This is a genomic window from Rhodococcus sp. NPDC057014, assembly GCF_042673295.1.
Lineage (GTDB): Bacteria > Actinomycetota > Actinomycetes > Mycobacteriales > Mycobacteriaceae > Rhodococcus_F.
Window position 1 is genome coordinate 10,177 of the sequence record NZ_JBHUSF010000078.1, and the last position, 21,595, is coordinate 31,771.

Sequence of the window (21,595 nt, forward strand, 5' to 3'; positions counted from 1 at the left end):
AGGTGGTCGAAGCTGTGCCGGGTGGTGACGTGTCCGCCGTGGATCGTATTCCGGACGGTGCATTCCCACTCTCCACCGCTCAGCGGGGGATGTGGTTCGCCCAGCAGCTCGATCCCGACGTGCCCGTCAACATCGCGCAGTGCGTCGAATTGGTGGGTGCCCTCGACGTCACGCTGCTGTCGGAGTCGCTGATCGCCGCAGGCCGCGAACTCGGCTCCGCGTTCCTCCGCCTCGTCGAGGTCGACGGAGTTCCCTATCAGCTGGTCGATCCGACGTTGGACGCGTCGGTCAGGTTCGTCGACCTGCGGCACGAGCCCGATCCGAGGGCGGCGGCCACGGAGTGGATGCGGCAGGAGTACACCACTCCGCTCGACGTGTACCGCGACCGGCTCGTCACCTCGGCGGTCCTGTGCACCGGGCCGGATCGTCATTACTGGTACAGCCGTGTCCACCACGTCGCGCTCGACGGCATGGGATCGATGACGCTCATCGACCGGACCACACAGCTGTACACGGCAGCCCTCGAGGGGCGCGCCGTGGCGCCGTCCCAGGCTGCCGCACTCACCGACGTCGCCCGTGTCGACGACGACTACCGGACGTCGTCGCGCTACGCCGCAGACCGGGGGTACTGGTCCGAGCGGGTATCGACGATCGGCGAACCGCACAGCCTCGTCGACCGGACGTCCCCAGCGCGGGCACGCAGCCGCACGACGGGCGGCCAGATCCCCGGCCCTCTCGTCGACCACCTCGGCGCCGCGACGGACCGCCACGACTCGTCGGCCGCGTTCGAAGTCATCGCCGCCTTCGCCGCCTACCTCGCCCGGATGACCGGACGCGAGGAGGTCGCCGTCAGTCTGCCGGTGACGGCGCGCACCACCGCGCTGCTCCGCCGCTCGGGCGGCATGGTGTCCAACGTCGTCCCGCTTCGCCTGCATGTGCGCCCCGACATGACGAACACCGATCTGGTGGCAGCGGTCCGGCTGGAAGTCACCGCGGCACTCCGCCACCAGCGCTACCCGCACATCGACATCCGGCGCGACGCGGCCGCCGAGCACCAGGGCTTCTACGGACCCCTGATCAACGTCATGCTGTTCCACGACGAGATCACCCTCGGCAGCATCGTCGGCCGACTCGAACTTCTGTCCACCGGTCCGGTCGCGGACCTCGCGGTCAACATCTATCACGGCATCGCCGGAACCAGCCTCAACCTCGACCTCGAGGCCAACCCCGACCTGTACTCCGAAGACGTCCTCGACGCCCACCACGCCCGCTTCACCCGATTCCTCGGCGCCTTCCTCACCTCCGACACCGGCACACTGCACGGATCGGCGAGCAACTGGCCGCCACGCCCGATCGGCGACCTCCAGATCCTCGACGAGGACGAACGCCGCAGCCTGGCGCCGGCCGCCGGGCGCGCCGGATTCGCACCGGTCACGTTGCCGGATCTCCTCGTCGGCGCCGTGCGCAGCAACCCGGACGGTGACGCCCTCGTCGCGCCCGGGCCCGGGCTCTCCACCGAAACCCTGAGTTACCGCGCCCTGGACGAGGCGTCGAACCGGCTGGCGCGTCTCCTGATCGACCTCCAGGTCGGCCCGGAGGTCATGGTGGCGCTGGCGTTGCCGCGGTCGCGGGAGTCGGTGTCGAGTGTGTGGGCGGTGGCGAAGACAGGAGCGGCGTTCGTTCCGGTCGATCCGAGCTATCCGGCTGACCGCATCGCGTTCATGCTGGAGGATTGTGGTGCGCCGATCGGTATCACCACCGCCGCGTGGCGGGACGGGCTGCCGGAAAGCACGCACTGGATCGTATTGGACGACGACGAGTTTCGGACGACCGCGGCGGTGTATCCCCCGGATGCGGTCACGGACGCCGATCGGACGCGGGCGTTGTCGGTCGATCATCCGGCGTATGTAATCTACACGTCGGGGTCGACGGGCCGGCCGAAGGGTGTGGCGGTCACGCACCGGGGTGTGGTGAATCTGGCGGCGGACGAGCGGGACCGTCTGGTGGTGTCGGCGGATTCGCGGGTGCTGCATTTCGCGTCGCCGAGTTTCGATGCCTCGGTGTTCGAGTTGGTGATGGCGGTGTGTGCGGGGGCGACCCTGGTGGTAGCGCCGACCACGATCTACGGTGGCACCGAGTTGGCGGAGTTCCTTGCCGAGCAGTGGGTGACACACGCGTTCTGCACGCCGGCGGCGTTGGCGTCGCTCGATCACCGCGGTCTGCACCATCTGAAAACGGTGGTGGTGGCGGGGGATGTGTGCCCGCCGGAGTTGGTGGCGCGGTGGGCGCCGGGCCGGATCATGGTCAATGCGTACGGTCCGAGTGAGACCACGATCATGTCGTCCGCCACCGGACCGATGGTGCCCGGGCAGTTGGTAAGTATCGGGTCACCGACCGTGGGTGTCGATCTCGTCGTCCTCGACCATCGGTTGCGTCCGGCCCCGGCCGGGGTGCGCGGTGAACTCTATGTCCTCGGCCCGAGTCTGGCTCGCGGCTATGTGCGTCGGGCCGGATTGACGGCGGGCCGGTTTGTGGCGTCGCCGTTCGGTGCGGGCGCGCGGATGTACCGCACGGGGGACGTCGTCCGCTGGGTGACCGCCCCGCACGGGCCTCCGGTCCTGGAGTTCTTGGGCCGCAGTGATTTTCAGGTCAAGATCCGCGGGTTCCGGATCGAATTGGGTGAGATCGACGCCGCGTTGGCTGCGCATCCGGCGGTGGAGTTCGCGCACACGGTCGGCTATGACGACGGGAGCGGGAGCAGTCGCCTGGTTTCCTACGTGCTGCCGACGCCGGCAACAGATCTCGAGACCCGGGTGTTGTCGGAGTTCGCCGGAGAGCGTCTTCCCGGGTACATGGTGCCGTCGTCGATCATGGTGCTGGATTCGCTGCCGCTGACCCCGGCGGGCAAACTCGACCGCAACGCCCTGCCTGCACCGGTATTCGCCGCACGCTCGGCCGACATCGTGCGCCCGAGAACGGTCACCGAGGAGATCCTTCTCGGAATCTTCCGCGACGTCCTCGGCGTGCCCGACCTGAGCGTCGACACCAGCTTCTTCGACCTCGGCGGCAACTCGTTGACGGCCACCCAGGTCGTGTCCCGGGTGAATGCCGCCCTCGGCGTGCGGATCGGGGTCCGGGACCTCTTCCAGTCGCAATCGGTGTCGCAACTGGCGGTCGCGGCGGCGAACACCGGCCCGCGGGCCGACTCGCGTCCGGTGCTGGAGCCGCGGGAACGACCCGACCGCGTGCCCCTGTCCGTTGCGCAGCAACGCATGTGGTTCCTCAACCAGTTCGACACGGCGTCGCCCGCGTACAACCTGCCGATCGCCCTGCGTCTCACCGGCGCACTCGACCGGGACGCCCTGCGATCGGCACTCGGCGATGTCCAGGAACGGCACGAGGCGCTGCGCACCATCTTCCCCGACACTGCGGACGGTCCCCACCAGTTGGTCGTGCCCGTTCTGAGCGTGCTGGCCGAGACGGATCCGATCGACGTCGACGCGGAGTCACTCACCGCCGCGGTGACGGCCCTCGGCGGTGCCGGATTCGACCTCACCACCGACACGCCGCTACGCGCCGGGCTGTTCCGGGAGGCGCCCGACCGGCACGTTCTCGTCCTCGTGGTTCATCACATCGCCGCCGACGGCTGGTCCATGACGCCGCTGGCTTCCGACGTGATGCTCGCGTACGCGGCACGTGCGGCCGGTCACGCGCCCGCCTGGGCGCCCCTCCCGGTGCAGTACGCCGATTACAGCCTCTGGCAGCGTGAACTCCTCGGGTCGGAGGACGACCCGAACAGCCTGTCCGCCAGGCAGATCGACCATTGGCGGTCGGTGCTCGCCGGAGCGCCCCAGGTGATCGAACTGCCCACCGACCGGACCCGGCCCGCCGAGATGTCGCACCGAGGTGGCCGCGTCGAGTTCACGATCCCCGCGGACGTCCACCGGGGTCTTGCGGATCTGGCGCAGAGCACCGGCACCACGCTGTTCATGGTCACCCACGCAGCCCTCGTGGTGCTGTTCCACCGGCTCGGCGCCGGACCGGACATCGTCATCGGGACCCCGGTCGCCGGACGCGGCGAGGAAGCGCTCGACCACCTCGTCGGCATGTTCGTCAACACCCTGGTGCTTCGCGCGACCGCCGAGCCGGGCGACACGTTCGAGGAGGTTCTCGACCGCGTCCGCGACGCCGACCTCGCCGCATTCCAGCACGGCGACGTCCCCTTCGAGCGCCTCGTGGAGGTGCTCAGCCCCACCCGGTCGTCCGCGCACCATCCGCTGTTCCAGGTCATGCTCTCGTTTCAGAACACCGCGCCGACCGCCGTAGCGCTGTCCGGCCTCGAGGTCGCGGCGACAGAAATCGACGTCCACGTTGCGAAATTCGACCTCCAGTTGACCGTCACCGAACGGTTCGTCGAAGCGGGCACGCCGGATGGTCTCGCGGCCGGTTTCGATTACGCCACCGATCTGTTCGACGAGTCGACCGTCGCGTCGATGGCCGAGCGATTCGTGAACCTGTTGCGCTCGGTCGCGACATCCTCCGCGACGGCGGTCGGTGATCTGCCCCTGCTCCACGCCGCCGAACGCGACCGTCTTCTCGGCACGTGGAACGACACCGGGCACCACGTGCCTGCGATGTGTCTGCCCGAACTGTTCGACGCGCAGGTGGCTCGCACCCCGGATGCGGTGGCGGTGGTGTTCGGCGACGTCACGCTGTCGTATTCCCAACTCGATTGCCGCGCGAACAGTCTGGCGCGCTATCTGATCGACCGCGGGGTGGGACCCGAAACCCGTGTCGGGCTGGCAATGCGGCGCTCACCGGATCTGGTGGTGGGCATGTACGCGATCGTCAAGGCCGGCGGTGCCTACGTGCCGGTCGATCCCGATCACCCGACGGACCGGATCGGGTATGTGCTCGACTCCGCACAGCCCGTCTGCGTCCTCACGACCTCGGCCGACCGCAGCGCACTCCCCGCGGGTTCGTCGTTCGTCGAGATCGATCGGATCGTGCTGGATTCCTGTTCCGGCGAACGCGTCACCGACTCCGACCGACTGGCACCGCTCCGCCCCGACAACCCCGCGTACGTCATCTACACCTCGGGCTCCACCGGCCGGCCCAAGGGGGTGTCGGTGCCGCACCGCGGGATCGTCAATCAGCTCCTGTGGATGCAGTCGGAGTACGCGCTCACCGAACGGGACGTGCTACTGCAGAAGACCGCAACCACTTTCGACGTATCGCTGTGGGGTTACTTCTGGCCGCTGCACACGGGCGCCACGATGGTGCTGGCCACCCCGGACGGTCACCGCGACCCCGAGTACCTCGCTCGGGTCATCGACGAGCAGGGTGTCACGGTCACGGACTTCGTGCCCTCGATGCTCGACGCCTTCGTCGCGTCCGTGCCGACCACCTCGTGCGCCACTCTGCGGAACGTCTTCGTGATCGGCGAGGCGCTGCCCCCGGAGACCGTCACGCGATTCCGGGCGCTGTCCGATGCCGGACTGCACAACCTGTACGGGCCCACCGAGGCGGCAGTCTCGGTCACGTACTGGGACACCGCGACCACGGTCACCGGCACGGTGCCGATCGGCGTGCCCGAGTGGAACACCCAGGTGTACGTTCTCGATTCGCGTCTGCATCCGGTTCCCCCCGGCGTTGCCGGTGAGCTCTACCTGGCGGGCGAGCAGCTGGCCCGGGGATACCTCGGCCGCGTCGATCTCACCACGGACCGGTTCGTGGCCAATCCGTTTACCGCCGGCGTGCGCATGTATCGCACCGGCGACCTCGTGCGATGGACGTCGTCGGGTGCACTCGAATACATCGGGCGCACCGACTTCCAGGTCAAGTTCCGAGGCCAGCGCATCGAGCTCGGCGAGATCGAATTCGTGCTGCGGGCGCAACCGTCGGTCACCAGCGCCGCCGTGCTGGTCCATTCCGATCCCGGCACGGGCGATCATCTCGTCGCGTACGTGGTGCCTGAGCCGGGACACGACCTCGATACCACGCGACTTCGCGAGTGCATCGCCGCGTCCCTGCCTGCGTACATGATTCCGGCGGCCCTGATGGTCGTCGACGAATTCCCGCTCAATACCAGTGGAAAGCTCGATCGTCGGGCGCTGCCCGCACCCGAATTCGGTGGTTCCGCCACGGAGTACGTGGCCCCGCGCACGCCCGTCGAGGCCCACCTCGCGGTGATCTTCGCCGAAGTCCTCGGTCTCGACCGTATCGGCCTCCGGGACAACTTCTTCGACGTCGGCGGTAACTCGCTCGTCGCCACGCGGGTCACCTCGCGTATTCGGGCCGAGTTGGGTGCATCGCTCGCCCTGCGTGACCTGTTCGATGTCCCCACCGTCGGGGCGCTCGCGGAGCGTATCGAGGGAACAGTGCCGACGGCACCACGTGCCCCACTGGTCGCCGCCGTGCGTGCCGGACGGATTCCGCTGTCCCCGGCACAGCGTCGCATGTGGTTCCTCAACCAGTTCGATACCGCATCCGCGGCCTACAACATGCCGTTCGCTTTGCGGCTGTCCGGCTTTCTCGACGGCGACGGCCTGCGTTCGGCGATTCGCGACGTCCTCGAGCGTCACGAGTCCCTGCGCACCCTGTATCCGGACTCGAACGACGGCCCGCATCAGGTGATCGTCGGCGCCGACGAGGTGTTCCTCGATCTCGACGTGCAGCCGATCACCGAGGCCGAGCTGCCGGCGCGACTCGTGAAGCTCGCCACCGAGGGCTTCGACGTCACGGCGGCGGTGCCGCTGCGCACGGCATTGCTGCGACCGTCCGTCGATGAGGACGAGTACGTGCTGGCCGTGGTGGTGCACCACATCTCCGCCGACGGATCGTCGATGGCCCCGCTCGCCCGTGACATCCTGCTCGCCTACACGGCGCGTACGACCGGCCGGGCACCGTCGTGGGTGCCGTTGGACGTGCAGTACGCGGACTACAGCTATTGGCAGGCGGAGTTTCTCGGCGACGAGACCGACGGTCGGTCGCAGGCCGCCGAGCAGATCGAATTCTGGTCCGCAGCGCTCGACGGCATCCCCGACCTGCTGGAGTTGCCCGCCGATCGGCCCCGACCGGCCGTGCCGACGAATTCTGGTGCGACGGTCCCGTTCTCGGTCGACGCCGCCACGGTGACAGCCGTCGCCGACCTCGCGGCCCGCTCCGCTGCCACGCCGTTCATGGTGTGGCACGCCGCGCTGTCGGTGCTGCTCTCACGGCTGTCGAACGCGGTGGACGTCACCGTGGGCACTCCCGTCGCCGGCCGCGGCGAACCCTCTCTGCAGGACCTCGTCGGCATGTTCGTCAACACCCTCACCCTGCGCGCGCGAGTATCCGGTGACCTGTCATTCGCGGACCTGATCGCGCAGGTCCGCGAGTTCGACCTCGCCGCGTTCGTGCACGCCGATCTGCCGTTCGAGCGTCTCGTGGAGGTACTCGAACCCGCCCGGTCCACAGCCCGTCACCCGCTTTTCCAGGTGGGTCTGTCATACGAGAACTTCGAACCGGGAGTGCTGGAACTACCGGGTCTGACGGTGAGCGCCGTCGAGATGAATCCGGAGATCGCGAAATTCGATCTGAACGTGACGCTCACGGAGATCCGAGACGAGCGCGGTACCGTGTCCGGTCTCACCGGTGCGTTCACGTATGCGGTCGATCTGTTCGACCGCGACACGGTGGAGTCGTTCGTCGACCGTTTCGCGCGGATCGTGGCGACGGCGCTGGCCGATCCGGGCACGGCGGTGGGGGACCTGCCGGTGCTGGATCAGCGGGAACTGGTTCGCGTACTGCGCGAATGGAACGCCACGGACGTGGAGGTGAGCGAGCGGCCCTACCTCGCCCGCTACGACGAGCAGGCGGCCCGGACGCCTGACGCGGTGGCGGTGGTGTACCGCGACGTGTCTGTGACGTACCGGGAATTCAACGCGCGGGTCAACCGGTTGGCCCGCAAACTCATCGCCGAAGGCGCCGGAACCGACACTACCGTCGCGGTCGCGGCCCGCCGGTCGATCGAATTTCTGATCGCCCTGCACGCCGTGTTGCGCAGTGGTGCGGCGTACGTGCCCCTCGACGTCGACCTTCCGGCGGAGCGAGTGGCCCACGTCATCGAGGCAGCCCACCCCGTGCTCGTTCTGACCGCGGTCCGCGGCGAGTTCGAGTCGGACTCCGGAGTCCGGGTTCTCCCGATGGACGGTCTCGAACTCGACCGGTTCGACGATGCCCCGGTGACGGACCGCGACCGGCTGCGGCCCCTTCTGGCCGACAACCTCGCCTACGTCATCTTCACCTCGGGTTCGACCGGCCGGCCCAAGGGGGTGGCCGTCTCGCACGCCGGTCTCGGAAGCCACTTCGAGTTCCTGGTGTCCCTCGGTGCGCTGGACGAGACCGATCGGGTTGCCGTCAAGACACCACAGTCGTTCGACGCATCACTCTGGGAATTGTTGTGGCCCCTGGCTGTGGGCGCACGGGTGGTGATCGCGGAACCGGACGGACACAAGGATCCCGACTACCTCGCAGAACTGATCGAGACCGAGCAGATCACGGCGATACATTTCGTCCCGTCGATGCTCGCCGTCTTCACCGACGTGATCGCGCCGTCCCGGTTCTCGTCGCTGCGTACCGTGTTCGTCGGCGGCGAGGCACTGTCCGTCACTGTGGCGCGGCGGTTCGCAGCGGTCTCCGACGCTGCCGTCCTCAACGCGTACGGTCCCGCGGAGGTCGCACCCACTTCCACCACCTCATGGGTGGACACCTCGAACTCGGGCATCGTCACCGTGGGCACACCGGTGTGGAACACCCGCGCCTACGTGTTGGACCCGCGACTCCACCCCACTCCTGCCGGAGTGACCGGTGAGTTGTACCTGGCCGGCACACAGGTGTCTCGCGGATACGCGGGACGCCCCGACCTCACCGCCGAACGGTTCGTGGCAAACCCCTTCGACGCGCCGGGCACCCGGATGTACCGGACCGGTGACCGTCTTCGCTGGACCGGCCGGGGCGAATTGGAATACCTCGGCCGCAACGATTTCCAGGTGAAGCTGCGGGGACTGCGGATCGAACTCGGTGAGATCGAGGTGGTACTCGAGTCGGCGGACTCGGTTGCCCAGGCGGTCGTGACCGTGTATTCCGGAGCGGCGAGCGAACAACTGGTGGCCTATCTCGTCGCACGCACGGGCACGACGGTCGACATCGAGGCACTGACGGCGTATGCCGAGAGTCGGCTGCCCGAATACATGGTTCCGGACGGGTTCGTCACGCTCGACGCCCTCCCGATCAACGCGAGCGGCAAACTGGATCGAGCGGCATTGCCTGCCCCGGCCGTCGCTGACGTCGCGGTCGATCGAGTGGAGCCACGTACTCCGATGGAGGAAACACTCGCGGCCCTGTTCCGGGAGGCACTCGGCGTCGACGACCTGGGGGTGAACGACTCGTTCTTCGCTCTCGGCGGCGACAGCATCGTGTCGATCCAGCTGGTGTCGCGAGCGAAGGCCGCGGGGATCGTATTCACCCCACGGGACGTGTTCGAGCGCAAGAGCATTGCCGCGCTCGCCGAAGTGGCTACCGCCGCTTCGGCGGATCGACTCGCGCTCGCCGAACTGGCGGGTGGCGGCGTAGGAAACGTCGAGTTGACCCCGGTTGTCCGATCGCTGCTCGACCGTTCGGGTTCGGTGGGCCGGTATTCACAGTCCGTGCTCCTCACGCTGCCGACCGGGATCGAGCGATCGGACATCGTGGCGACGGTGCAGGCGGTGCTCGACAGGCACGACGCGCTGCGGTCCCGGCTGGTTCGCGACGGTGCGGTCGTGCGTCACTCGGTGTTGCCCGCCGGTGCCGTCGACGCCGATCGACTGGTCACGACGGTGCCGGTGAATCCCGACGTCGGTGACGCAGCCTTCGATGCGGTGATCGACCGCGAACTCTCCGCCGCGGCCGACCGGTTCGACTTCGAGACCCCGGTGCTCACGCAGTTCGTCTGGTTGGACCGTGGTGCGACCAGGCCCGGGCGGCTCCTCGTGGTTGCTCATCACCTGGTCGTCGACGGTGTGTCCTGGCGAATCATCGTGCCGGACCTCGTCGCGGCGGGAAGTGCCGTCGCAGCCGGTCACACTCCGAACCTGCCGGAGGTCGGTACCTCGTTGCGGCGTTGGTCGCACGGGTTGTCGGAGGCTGCCCGTCAGCCGTCCACCCTCGCGCAGTTCGACTACTGGCGAGGTGTCGTCGACGCTCCGGACCCGCTCCTCGGCGACCGGGCTCTCGATCCGGTGCGGGACCGGACCTCGACCACGCAGGAGCTGCACGTCGAGCTGTCCACCGCGATCACGGGCACGCTGCTGGCCCGCGTTCCGGAGGCATTCGGGTGCTCCATCGGTGATTCCCTGCTTGCCGGCTTCGCGGTGGCCCTCACCGAGTGGCGCCGTGCGCGCGGGGTGTCCTCCGCTTCTGCGTACGTCACCCTCGAGGGTCACGGCCGCGAGGAGTCGGTCGTGCCGGGCGCCGATCTGTCTCGTACCGTGGGCTGGTTCACCAGCGTTTATCCGGTGCGGCTCGCCCTGGAAGGGGTGGACACACCGGACGCACTCGTCGGCGGCGCGTCGGCCGGCGCCGCGATCAAGGCGGTGAAAGAGCAACTCCTGGCGGTCCCCGATCGGGGCGTCGGGTACGGACTGCTGCGATACCTCAATCCGGCGACGGCCACCGTACTCGCGGGCTTCGACCCGCCCCAGGTCGTTTTCAACTACCTCGGAAAGACCGGGATGGGCGATCTGCCCCCGGAGATGTGTGAGATCGGCTGGGTGCCGGATCTCGCGTCGTCGCGCGTCTTCTCGGGTGAAACCGATCAGGACATGAGCGCTTCCGCAGCGATCGAGATCAATGTCGGAGTGACGGATACCGATGCCGGACCGCGACTCGGAGCTTCGGTGCGGTTCGCCGGTGAACTGCTCGCAGCCGACGACGTTCGCGAACTCGTCGATCTGTGGCAGCAGGCGCTCGTCTCACAGATCGAGCATGTCGTCGCCGGATCCGGTGGGGGACTGACCCCGTCGGACATCGCCACGGTGGCGCTCACCCAGTCCCAGATCGAGACCTGGGAACGGACCTACCCGGCCCTCGAGGATGTGTGGGCGCTGTCGCCGCTGCAGGCCGGTTTCCACTTCCATTCGCTGTTGGCCGCCGAGCACAGTGTCGACGTCTACCATTCCCAGCTGCGGATGACGCTGCTCGGCGACGTGTCGGCGGATCGGATGCGGGCCGCTGCCGCTGCGCTCCTGGACCGGTATTCGAACCTGCGGGTGGTGTTCGTGCAGGACGGCGACGTCACGGTGCAGATCCCCCTCCGTGGGGTGGAGGTCCCACTGACGGTGGTCGACCTCTCGGGCCGTGAGAGCGATTCCGGGGAAAGAGAACTCGAGGCACTGGTCGCCGAGAACCGGACCGCGCCGTTCGACCTGGCCGAGGCGCCGCTGCTGCGTTTGCTGCTCGTGCGCACGGGCGCCGAGCAATACGAGTTGGCGATGACCAACCACCACATCCTCCTCGACGGATGGTCCATCCCGCTGATCGTCCAGGACCTGCTGGTGCTCTACGCGACCGCGGGCGATCAGTCCGCGCTGCCTGCGGTGCGGCCGTACCGCGAATACCTCGACTGGCTGGCGCGCCGAGACCCCTCCGCCTCACGGGCCGCGTGGGCGCACGCGTTGGAAGGTTTCGACGAGCCGACTCTGCTCGCGCCTGCCCGCACCGGCGGCCGCGCGACGGCGGACCCGGAGGAAGTTCCGGTCCACTTTTCCGCGGCGGACACCGCCGAGCTGCTGGCCTTCGCACGACAGCACGGCGTCACGCCGAACACGGTGATCCAGACTGCGTGGGCTCTGCTGCTCAGGCGACTCACCGGTCGGGACGACGTCGTATTCGGCGCCACCGTCTCGGGGCGCCCCCCGCACATCCCCGGGATCGAGTCGATGGTCGGGCTCTTCATCAACACCGTCCCCGTCCGGGTACGAATCGACGCCGACGAGTCGGTGGCCGCGTTGCTGGTGCGGGTGCAGGGGGAGCAGGCCGATTTGCTCGATCACCACTATCTCGGCCTGACGGAAATCCAGGCCGAGGCGGGGGTCGGGGTGCTGTTCGACACGCTCACCGTCTTCGAGTCGTACCCCATGGATCAGGCGGCGCTGCAGGCGCAGACCGACATCGCAGGTATGCGCGTGGATTCGGTCCGGGTGCACAGTGTCACCCACTACCCATTGAGCCTGATGGCCCAGGTCGACGACACCCTGCGGCTCGGGGTGGCCTACCTGCCGGACACCTTCGAGCGCGACGAAGCGAAGTTGATTGCGGCGCGGCTCGATTCGGTGATCCGTGCGTTGATCGCAGAGCCCTCCGCCGCGGTAGCCCAGGTCACCGGATTCATCCCGGGCGAGTATGCGCGGATGATGCACGACTGGAACGCCACCGACCACCCCGTGCCGGAGTCGACGCTGCTGACGCTGTTCGAGGCGCAGGCGGCGCGTACACCCGATGCCGTCGCTGTCGAGTTCGACGGGGACGTGCTGACGTACGCAGCCCTCGATGCGCGCGCGAACCAGCTGGCCCGGCATCTGATCGCTCAGGGTGTGGCCCCCGAAACCCGCGTGGCCGTGGTGATGCGGCGGTCGCTGGAACTGGTCGTCGGAATCTATGCCGTCCTCAAGGCCGGTGGTGCATACGTGCCGGTCGATCCCGATCACCCCGCGGAGCGAACGAGTTACGTGCTCGCGTCGGCGCAGCCGGTGTGCGTGCTGACCACCTCGGCCGACCGGCCGGACCTGCCGAACCGGATCCCCGTGTCGGCCCTCGACACTCTCGACCTCTCGGGTGTCGCTGCGGTGCCGTTGACCGACGCCGAGCGCATCGAACCGTTGCGCCCTGCACACCCCGCGTACGTCATCTACACCTCCGGCTCCACCGGCAAACCCAAGGGTGTCGCGGTACCGCATGCGGCCATCGTGAATCAACTGCTCTGGATGCAGTCGGAGTACGCACTCACCGATCGGGATGTGTGGTTGCAGAAGACCGCAACCACGTTCGACGTGTCGGTGTGGGGCTACTTCTGGCCCCTGCAGGTGGGTGCCACCATGGTGCTGGCCACCCCGGACGGGCATCGAGAGCCTTCCTATCTGACTCGGGTCATCGACGAGCACGCGGTGACGGTCACCGATTTCGTGCCGTCCATGCTCGACGTGTTCGTCGCGGCCGCCGCGGAGGGGTCGTGCCGTTCGCTGCGGCACGTGTTCGTCATCGGCGAAGCGCTGCCGCCCGCGACTGTCCTGCGTTTCCGGGAACTCTCCGCGGCCGGACTGCACAACCTGTACGGGCCTACCGAGGCCGCAGTGTCGGTGACGTACTGGGAGACCGGTGACGCCGACACCACGAACGTGCCGATCGGTGTGCCGGAATGGAACACACAGGCCTACGTGCTCGATTCCCGGCTGCACCCGGTTCCCGTCGGCGTTCCGGGAGAGCTCTACCTGGGCGGTGCCCAGCTCGCACGCGGATACCTCGGCCGCGTCGATCTCACGTCCGATCGATTCGTCGCGAACCCGTTCGGACGCACGGGTGAGCGCATGTACCGCACCGGAGACCTCGTGCGATGGACGTCGGCGGGAGCGCTCGTCTACATCGGACGTACCGACTTCCAGGTGAAGTTCCGTGGTCAGCGCATCGAACTCGGCGAGATCGAGACAGTGCTCCGGTCCCACCCGGCGGTCACCGGCGCCGTCGTGTCGGTGTACTCGGACACCACCGTCGGCGATCATCTGGTCGCGTATGTCGTCGGCACACCCGGCGACGTGGACGTTGCGGAGCTTCGCCGGCAGGCGTCGGAATCCCTACCGTCGTACATGGTGCCGTCCGCGATCACCGTGCTCGACGAGTTCCCGCTGAACACCAGCGGAAAACTCGATCGTCAAACGTTGCCCGCTCCCGAATTCCACGGGAGCGCAACGGAGTACATCGCACCTCGAAACGAGGCCGAGCGCACCGTCGCGGCAGTGTTCGCCGACGTGCTCGGGTCTTCGGGCCGGATCGGCGCGCACGACAACTTCTTCGATCTCGGCGGCAACTCGCTCTCCGTCACCCGAGTGGCGGCGCGGCTCGGTGAGTTGTCGGGCATCGGACTGTCCGTGCGCGATGTGTTCACCGCGCCCACCGTCGCGGAATTGGCGCTCCGTCTCGCCGAGCCCACGGCTGCAGGAGGCGCGCGCCCGGTGCTGTCCGGGATGCAGAGACCGGCCCGGATACCGCTGTCACCGGCGCAGCAGCGGATGTGGTTCATCAACCAGTTCGACCCGGCCTCGCCCGCGTACAACCTGCCGCTCGCGATCCGCATGTCCGGTGCTCTCGATGTGGCAGCGCTGTCTCAGGCACTCGACGACGTAGTCGGACGCCACGAGGCGCTTCGTACGGTTTTCCCCGACACGGAGGACGGACCCGCTCAGGTCGTCGTGGCCGCGGCAGATCTCTCGATGCCCCTCGAGGTCGTGGACGTGCCGGAAGGCGAGCTCGATTCCAGGATGATCGCGTTCTCCTCGCGCGGGTTCGACGTGTCCGAGGACTTGCCGGTACGGGCAACACTGTTCCGTACCGGTCCCGGCGAACACGTTCTGGCGATCACGCTGCATCACATCGCCGCCGACGGTTGGTCGTTCGGACCTCTCGGCGGGGATGTCATGACCGCGTACGCGGCCCGAGCAGAGTCCCGAAGTCCGGAGTGGATTCCGCTCGCGGTCCAGTATGCCGACTACAGTGTGTGGCACAGGGCGGTTCTCGGCAGCGAGGACGAGCCGGAGTCCCTCGCCCGACGCCAACTCGAGTACTGGACGCGGACGCTCGACGGTCTCCCGGACGAGCTGAAACTCCCCTTCGACCGCCCGCGCCGGACCGAGCAGTCCTACGCCGGCGGATCGGTGGGCTTCACCGTCACCCCCGAGATCCACCGCGGCATCGAGCGGTTGGCGCGTGAACACGGAGCCACGGTCTTCATGGTGGCGCACGCCGCCTTCGCGCTTCTGTTGGCCCGCCTGTCCGCGTCGGACGATATCGCCGTCGGCGCTCCGATCGCGGGCCGTGGCGAACGCGCTCTCGACAACCTGGTCGGAATGTTCGTCAATACGCTCGTGCTCCGCACGCGCATCGAGAGCACCGAGACGTTCGCGGAGTTGCTGACGCGGGTACGCGACGGCGACATCGGGGCATTCGGCCACGCGGACCTCCCCTTCGAGCGTCTCGTCGACGTTCTCGACCCCGTGCGGACGTCCGCGCATCACCCGGTCGTCCAGACTGCGCTGTCGATGCAGCCGACGGCAATCGGCGACATCGAGCTCCCCGGACTCCGGGTGCGTGTCGAGGACATCGACGCGCGTGTCGCGAAGTTCGACCTGCAGCTGACATTGGGCGAGGACATCGATCCCGCGGGCGTTCCGTCGGGTATTCGCGCCGAGTTCACCTACGCCGCAGACTTGTTCGATCACGCTACAGTGCGCCGGTACGCGGTGCAGCTCGTGCGAATCCTCGAAACGGTGATTGCCGACCCGACCACGGTGGTCGGCGACGTGAATCTCCTCGACGATACCGAGAGCGCCCGCCTGGCACCGGTTCGCGGGCCTGCGAGTCGACCCACTCGACTGCTGCCCGAAGTTCTCGCCGCGTCGGCGGCCGACCCGTCCGCGACCGCGCTCGTCTTCGGCGACCGTTCGATGACCTACGGAGAACTGGACCGGCGATCCAACCTCTGGGCGCGCCAACTGATCGAGGCCGGAGCGGGCCCCGAGACATTCGTAGCCGTCGCACTCGCCCGGTCGATCGAATCGGTGCTCGCCGTCTGGGCCGTTGCCAAGACCGGTGCCGCGTTCGTGCCGGTGGATCCGAACTACCCGGCCGAACGGATCGCACACATGCTCGGCGATTCGGGGGCGGCGCTCGGCCTGACGACGATCGAGTTCCGAGGCGGACTACCCGACTCGACACAGTGGCTCGTGATGGACGATCCCCACCACACTGCGCTGGTGGCGGCCCAGTCCTCGGCCGCGGTGACAGCGGCCGATCGCCTCGGGCGGATGCACACGGACCAACTCGCCTACCTCATTTACACGTCCGGATCCACCGGACTGCCCAAGGGCGTCGCCGTCACCCACTCGGGGCTCGCGAACCTTCTGACCGAGCTGGCCGACGAATACGAGCTCACCGCCGACGCCCGTGTCCTGCACTTCGCCTCACCCAGTTTCGATGCCTCCGTGTTCGAGTATCTGATGGCCTTCTGCGGGGGTGCGACGATGGTTGTCGTTCCTCACTCGGTGTACGGCGGTACGGAGCTCGCCGAACTCCTGGGCGAGCAGAGAGTCACACACGCCTTCATCACACCGGCCGCGTTGGCGTCCGTCGACCCCACGGGACTCGACGCACTCGCCGTCATCGTCGTCGGCGGAGAGGCCTGGGGTGCCGACCTCGCCGAGCGCTGGGTACCGGGACGGGCACTGTTCAACGGATACGGGCCGACCGAGTCCTCGATGATGGTGACGCAGAGCGGACCGCTGATGCTCGGCGAGCGGATGACCATCGGCGCTCCTGTGCGCGGCGTCGAGGCTCTCGTTCTCGATGCGCGGCTGCATCCCGTGCCCCCCGGTGTGCCGGGGGAGCTGTACGTATCGGGGCCGGCGCTTGCCCGTGGCTACCACCAGCGACTCGGTCTCACCGCGGAGCGTTTCGTCGCGAACCCCCACGGTGCACCCGGTCGGCGGATGTACCGTACCGGCGACGTCGTCCGGTGGGTCGAGTCCCGCACTGGGACATACGTCATCGAATACTTCGGGCGCAGCGACTTCCAGGTGAAGATTCGTGGATTCCGTGTGGAACTCGGTGAGATCGATTCCGTGTTCCGAGCGCATTCTGCGGTCGGATTTGCCGCGACCGTCGCGCACGAGACCGAATCCGGCGTCACAGCACTGGTCACCTATGTGTGCGCTGCGCCGGGGAGCGTCGTCGAAGTCGACGACCTGACAGCGTTCGTCGGCGGGGCGTTGCCGGCGCACATGGTGCCCGGTTCGATCATGGTTCTCGACTCGATCCCGCTGACACCGGCGGGCAAGCTCGACCGCCGCGCCCTCCCCGAGCCCGTGTTCGTGAGCCATACCCGATTCACCGCACCCGACACGGCGGACGAGCGCGCAGTCGCGGCAGCGTTCGCGGATGTGCTGGGCGAATCACGCATCGGTGTGGACGACAACTTCTTCGCTCTCGGCGGCAACTCGTTGTCCGCCACCCAGGTGGTGTCCCGGGTCGGTTCGGCGTTCGGCACCCGTGTCTCCGTTCGCACGCTGTTCGACAACCCCACCGTGCGTCAACTCGTCTCCGCAATGGCCACGTCGCGGGCGGACGGGTCCTCGGACCGGCCCGCGCTGACGCGCCGCGAACATCCCGGACGGATCCCGTTGTCGCTGGCGCAGCAGCGGATCTGGTTCCTCAACCAATACGATCCTTCGTCGTCTGCGTACAACATCCCGCTGGCCCTGCGGATGTCGGGCAGGATCGACGTCCCGGCCCTGCGTGCAGCGCTCGGTGACGTTCTGGAACGTCACGAGTCGTTGCGGACCGTGTACCCAGGTTCTGCGGACGGTGCGCACCAGGAGATCCGGCCTGCCGCCGAGGTAGGATTCGATCTCACGCCGATCCGAACCGCGCCGGACCAGTTGATGCTCCGGATCGCCGAGTACGCCGTCGCCGGATTCGATGTGACCCGGGAGATCCCGTTCCGAATCCACCTGTTCCGGGAGAACCGTTCGGAACACGTGCTGCTGCTCGTCGCGCACCACATCGCCGCAGACGGATGGTCGTTCGGTCCGCTCGCGGCCGACGTGATGGCCGCATATGCATCCCGAGCGGAAGGGCTGGCGCCGTCCTGGAAGTCGCTGCCCGTCCAATACGCCGACTACAGTGTGTGGCAGCGGGAACTGCTCGGCGCCGAGGACGATCCGGACAGTCTGTCCGCCAAGCAGATCGAGCGTTGGCGTGCGGCTCTGGACGGTGCGCCCGAGGCGCTCGATCTGCCTACGGACCACCCTCGCCCCGCGGTAGCGTCGCACCGCGGCGAACGCGTGGACTTCGAGATCGATGCCGGCACCCACCGGGGGCTGGTCGAGCGCGCCCAGAAGAGCGGCACCACGCTGTTCATGGTTGTTCATGCCGCGTTCGCGACGCTCTTGCACAGGCTCAGCGGCAGTACCGACATCGTGATCGGCACACCCGTCGCCGGCCGTGGCGACGAGGGGCTCGATCCGCTCGTCGGAATGTTCGTGAACACCCTGGCCTTGCGCACACGGATTCACCCCGGCGAGCGTGTCGACGCACTCCTGGAACAGGTGCGCGATGTCGATCTCACGGCGTTCCAGGACACGGAGGTACCCTTCGACAGGCTCGTCGAGATCCTGCGTCCCACCCGGTCGTCCGATCGGCACCCGCTGTTTCAGGTGATGTTCGCCTTCCAGAACCTGCGACCGGTGACGCTGGAACTGCCGCAGTTGGTGGTGGAGGCCGTCGACTTCGATCCCCACATCGCGAAGTTCGATCTGGATCTGGGGCTCGCCGAGATCGTGGACGACGCCGGAGACCACCACGGGATCTCCGGTGCCTTCACCTTCGCGTCGGAACTCTTCGAACGGGCCACTGTCGCGGGATTCGCGGAGCGATTCCTGCGGATCCTCGAGGCGGTCGCTACCGGCGACGATATCGCCGTCGGCGATATCGCCATCCTGGGTGCGGCCGAGCAACAGTCCCTCGCCCCGGTGTGGGGCGGGCCGCTGCTCGCGAATGCCACCCTGCCCGAGCTGCTCGTCGCGACGGCGGAACGGTATCCGGGCTCGACTGCGGTCGTCTTCGACGGTGTCTCGATCGATTACCGTGAGCTGGACCGGCGATCGACGCAGCTGGCACGTGCACTCGTCGGAATGGGTGTCGGCCCGGAAACCTACGTCGCGATCGCCTTGCCGCGCTCTGTCGAATCCGTGCTGTGCGTGTGGGCCGTTGCCAAGACCGGTGCGGCCTATGTTCCGATCGACCCCGGGCATCCGGTGGACCGCATCGCGCACATTCTGCGGGATTCGGGAGTGATCGTCGGTGTCACCGGTGCGGAGTTCGCCGAACACCTCCCGGGGGTGACCGACTGGCTCGTACTCGACGACCCGGAGGTGCGCCGCGAATTGTCCTCGGCGAGCACGGCGCCGATCGGGGATGCGGATCGCACCTGCGCTCTACATGTCGATCATCCCGCTTATCTCATCTACACGTCGGGTTCGACGGGACTGCCCAAGGGCGTGGTGGTGTCCCACCGCGGTCTCGCGAATCTCGCCGGCGCGTATACCGCCGCAGTGCGGGCCACCGAGAAGTCCCGGGTCGCGCACCTCGCGGCCCCGACGTTCGACCTATCCGTCCTCGAACTGCTTCTGGCCCACACGTCCGGGGCCGCGCTGGTGGTCTGTCCGCCCGGTGTGTACGGCGGCGTCGAGCTACACGAGGTGTTGCAGTCCGAACGCGTAACGCACATGACCATCACGAATGCCGCACTGGCGTCCGTCGATCCGGAGGGACTGGACGATCTGCGCTCGATCGTCGTCGGCGGCGACGCCTGCCCGCCGGAGACGGTGGCGCGATGGGCCGACCGACTCGACCTCGTCAACGGGTACGGTCCCACCGAAGTGACGGTGGGCGCCACGTTCACCTCGGTACTCGGCCAGGGCCGGGACATCACCATCGGCGGGCCGCTGCCCGGGGTCGCCGCCGTGGTTCTCGATTCGAGGTTGCGGCCCGTGCCGGTCGGTGTCGTGGGAGAGCTGTACCTGCTGGGACCGGCTCTGGCACGCGGATACCACGACCGTGCCGCGCTCACGGCAGACCGATTCGTGGCGAGTCCGTTCGAGGCCGCCGGTGCCCGGATGTACCGCACCGGTGACCTAGTGCGCTGGCGCGCAGTACATTCCGGCGTTACCGGCAGTATGACCGACGGCACCCTTCCCGGGCATGCGATCGAATACCTCGGCCGCTCCGACCATCAGGTCAAGGTTCGTGGACTTCGTATCGAACTCGGCGAGATCGATGCCGCCTTGGGCGCACATCCCGATGTCGAATTCGCTGCCACCCTGGGCTACGAGTCGCCCTCGGAAACACGACTGGCATCGCACGTGCTGGTCGTTGCGGGCGCCGACCGTGATCCGGCGGCTCTGCTCGCGTTCCTGCGTCAGGCATTGCCGGGGTACATGATTCCGTCGGCGCTCGTGTTTCTGGACACGATTCCGCTGACCCCGAACGGCAAACTCGACCGGGCCGCCCTGCCCGCGCCCGACTTCGGCGCGGCAGCCAAGGAGATCGTGTACCGGGCGCCGCGGAACCACCTGGAGCGGTCGATCGCGGATGCGTTCACCGACGTGCTGGGCGGCACGGACATCGGCCTCGACACGGATTTCTTCGATGCAGGCGGCAACTCGCTCTCCGCGACCCGGGTGACCGCCCGGGTCGGCGCCATGCTCGACATCCGGGTCACGGTGCGTGACCTGTTCGAAGCCCCCACCGTCCTCGCGTTGGCGGAGTCGCTGGCGCCGCGGATGTCCGGGCTCGGCGACGGCGCTTCCGCCGGACCAGCGCTGGTGCCGCCGCCGCGCCCCGACCGGATCCCGCTGTCGCTCGCGCAGCAGCGGATGTGGTTCCTCAACCAGTTCGAAACGTCCTCGCCCGCCTACAACATGCCCGCCGCGGTCCGGCTGACCGGCCTGCTGGACACGGCGGCGCTGGCCGCGGCGATCGGTGACCTGATCGCCCGGCACGAATCGCTGCGGACCGTCTTTCCCGATTCGCGGGGTGGCCCGCACCAGGTGATCCTCGAGCCCGGAGACTTCACCCCCGACATCGCACCGGTCCACGTGAGCGAGGACGGGTTGCGCGCCGACCTCCAGGAATTCCTCCTGGCCGGCTTCGACGTGTCCCAGGCCGTGCCGCTGCGGGTGAAGGTGTATTCGCTCGGCGACATCGAGCACGTGCTCGCGCTCGTCGTCCACCACATCTCCGCCGACGGCGTCTCCATGGAACCGCTGATCCGCGACGTGATGATCGCCTACGCGAGCCGTGCCGCAGGCCACCCGCCCGCCTGGGCGCCGCTGCCGGTGCAGTACGCCGATTACGCGCTGTGGCAGCGGGAGGTCGTCGGCTCCGAGTCCGAGCCGGGCAGCCTCGCCGCCGCCCAACTGGACTACTGGACCCGCACGCTCGCCGGTGTCCCGGACCAGCTGTACCTGCCCGGCGACCGGGGCAGGCCCGCGGTGCCGTCGCATCGGGGTGCGGCGACCCGGTTCACCCTGGACGCCGCCACGCACCGGGCCCTGGCCGAGCTGGCACGGGCGCACGGCGCCAGCATCTTCATGGTCGCCCACGCCGCGCTCAGCGTCCTGCTGGGGCGCCTCAGCACCACCGCCGACATCGCCGTCGGCACCGCCGTCGCGGGCCGCGGCCGGGCCGAACTCGACGACATCATCGGCATGTTCGCGGGCACCCTGGTACTGCGAGCCACCGTCGACGC

Annotated in this window: 1 protein-coding gene; it reads left to right on the forward strand. The window is 68.1% G+C overall.

Annotated elements, in window-relative coordinates; all coding sequences use genetic code 11:
* Positions 1 to 2: 2 nt before the first annotated feature.
* Positions 3 to 21,595 (forward strand): non-ribosomal peptide synthase/polyketide synthase (locus ACFTZB_RS17615; protein ID WP_378433251.1); only part of this gene is annotated, 21,593 nt, incomplete at its 3' end.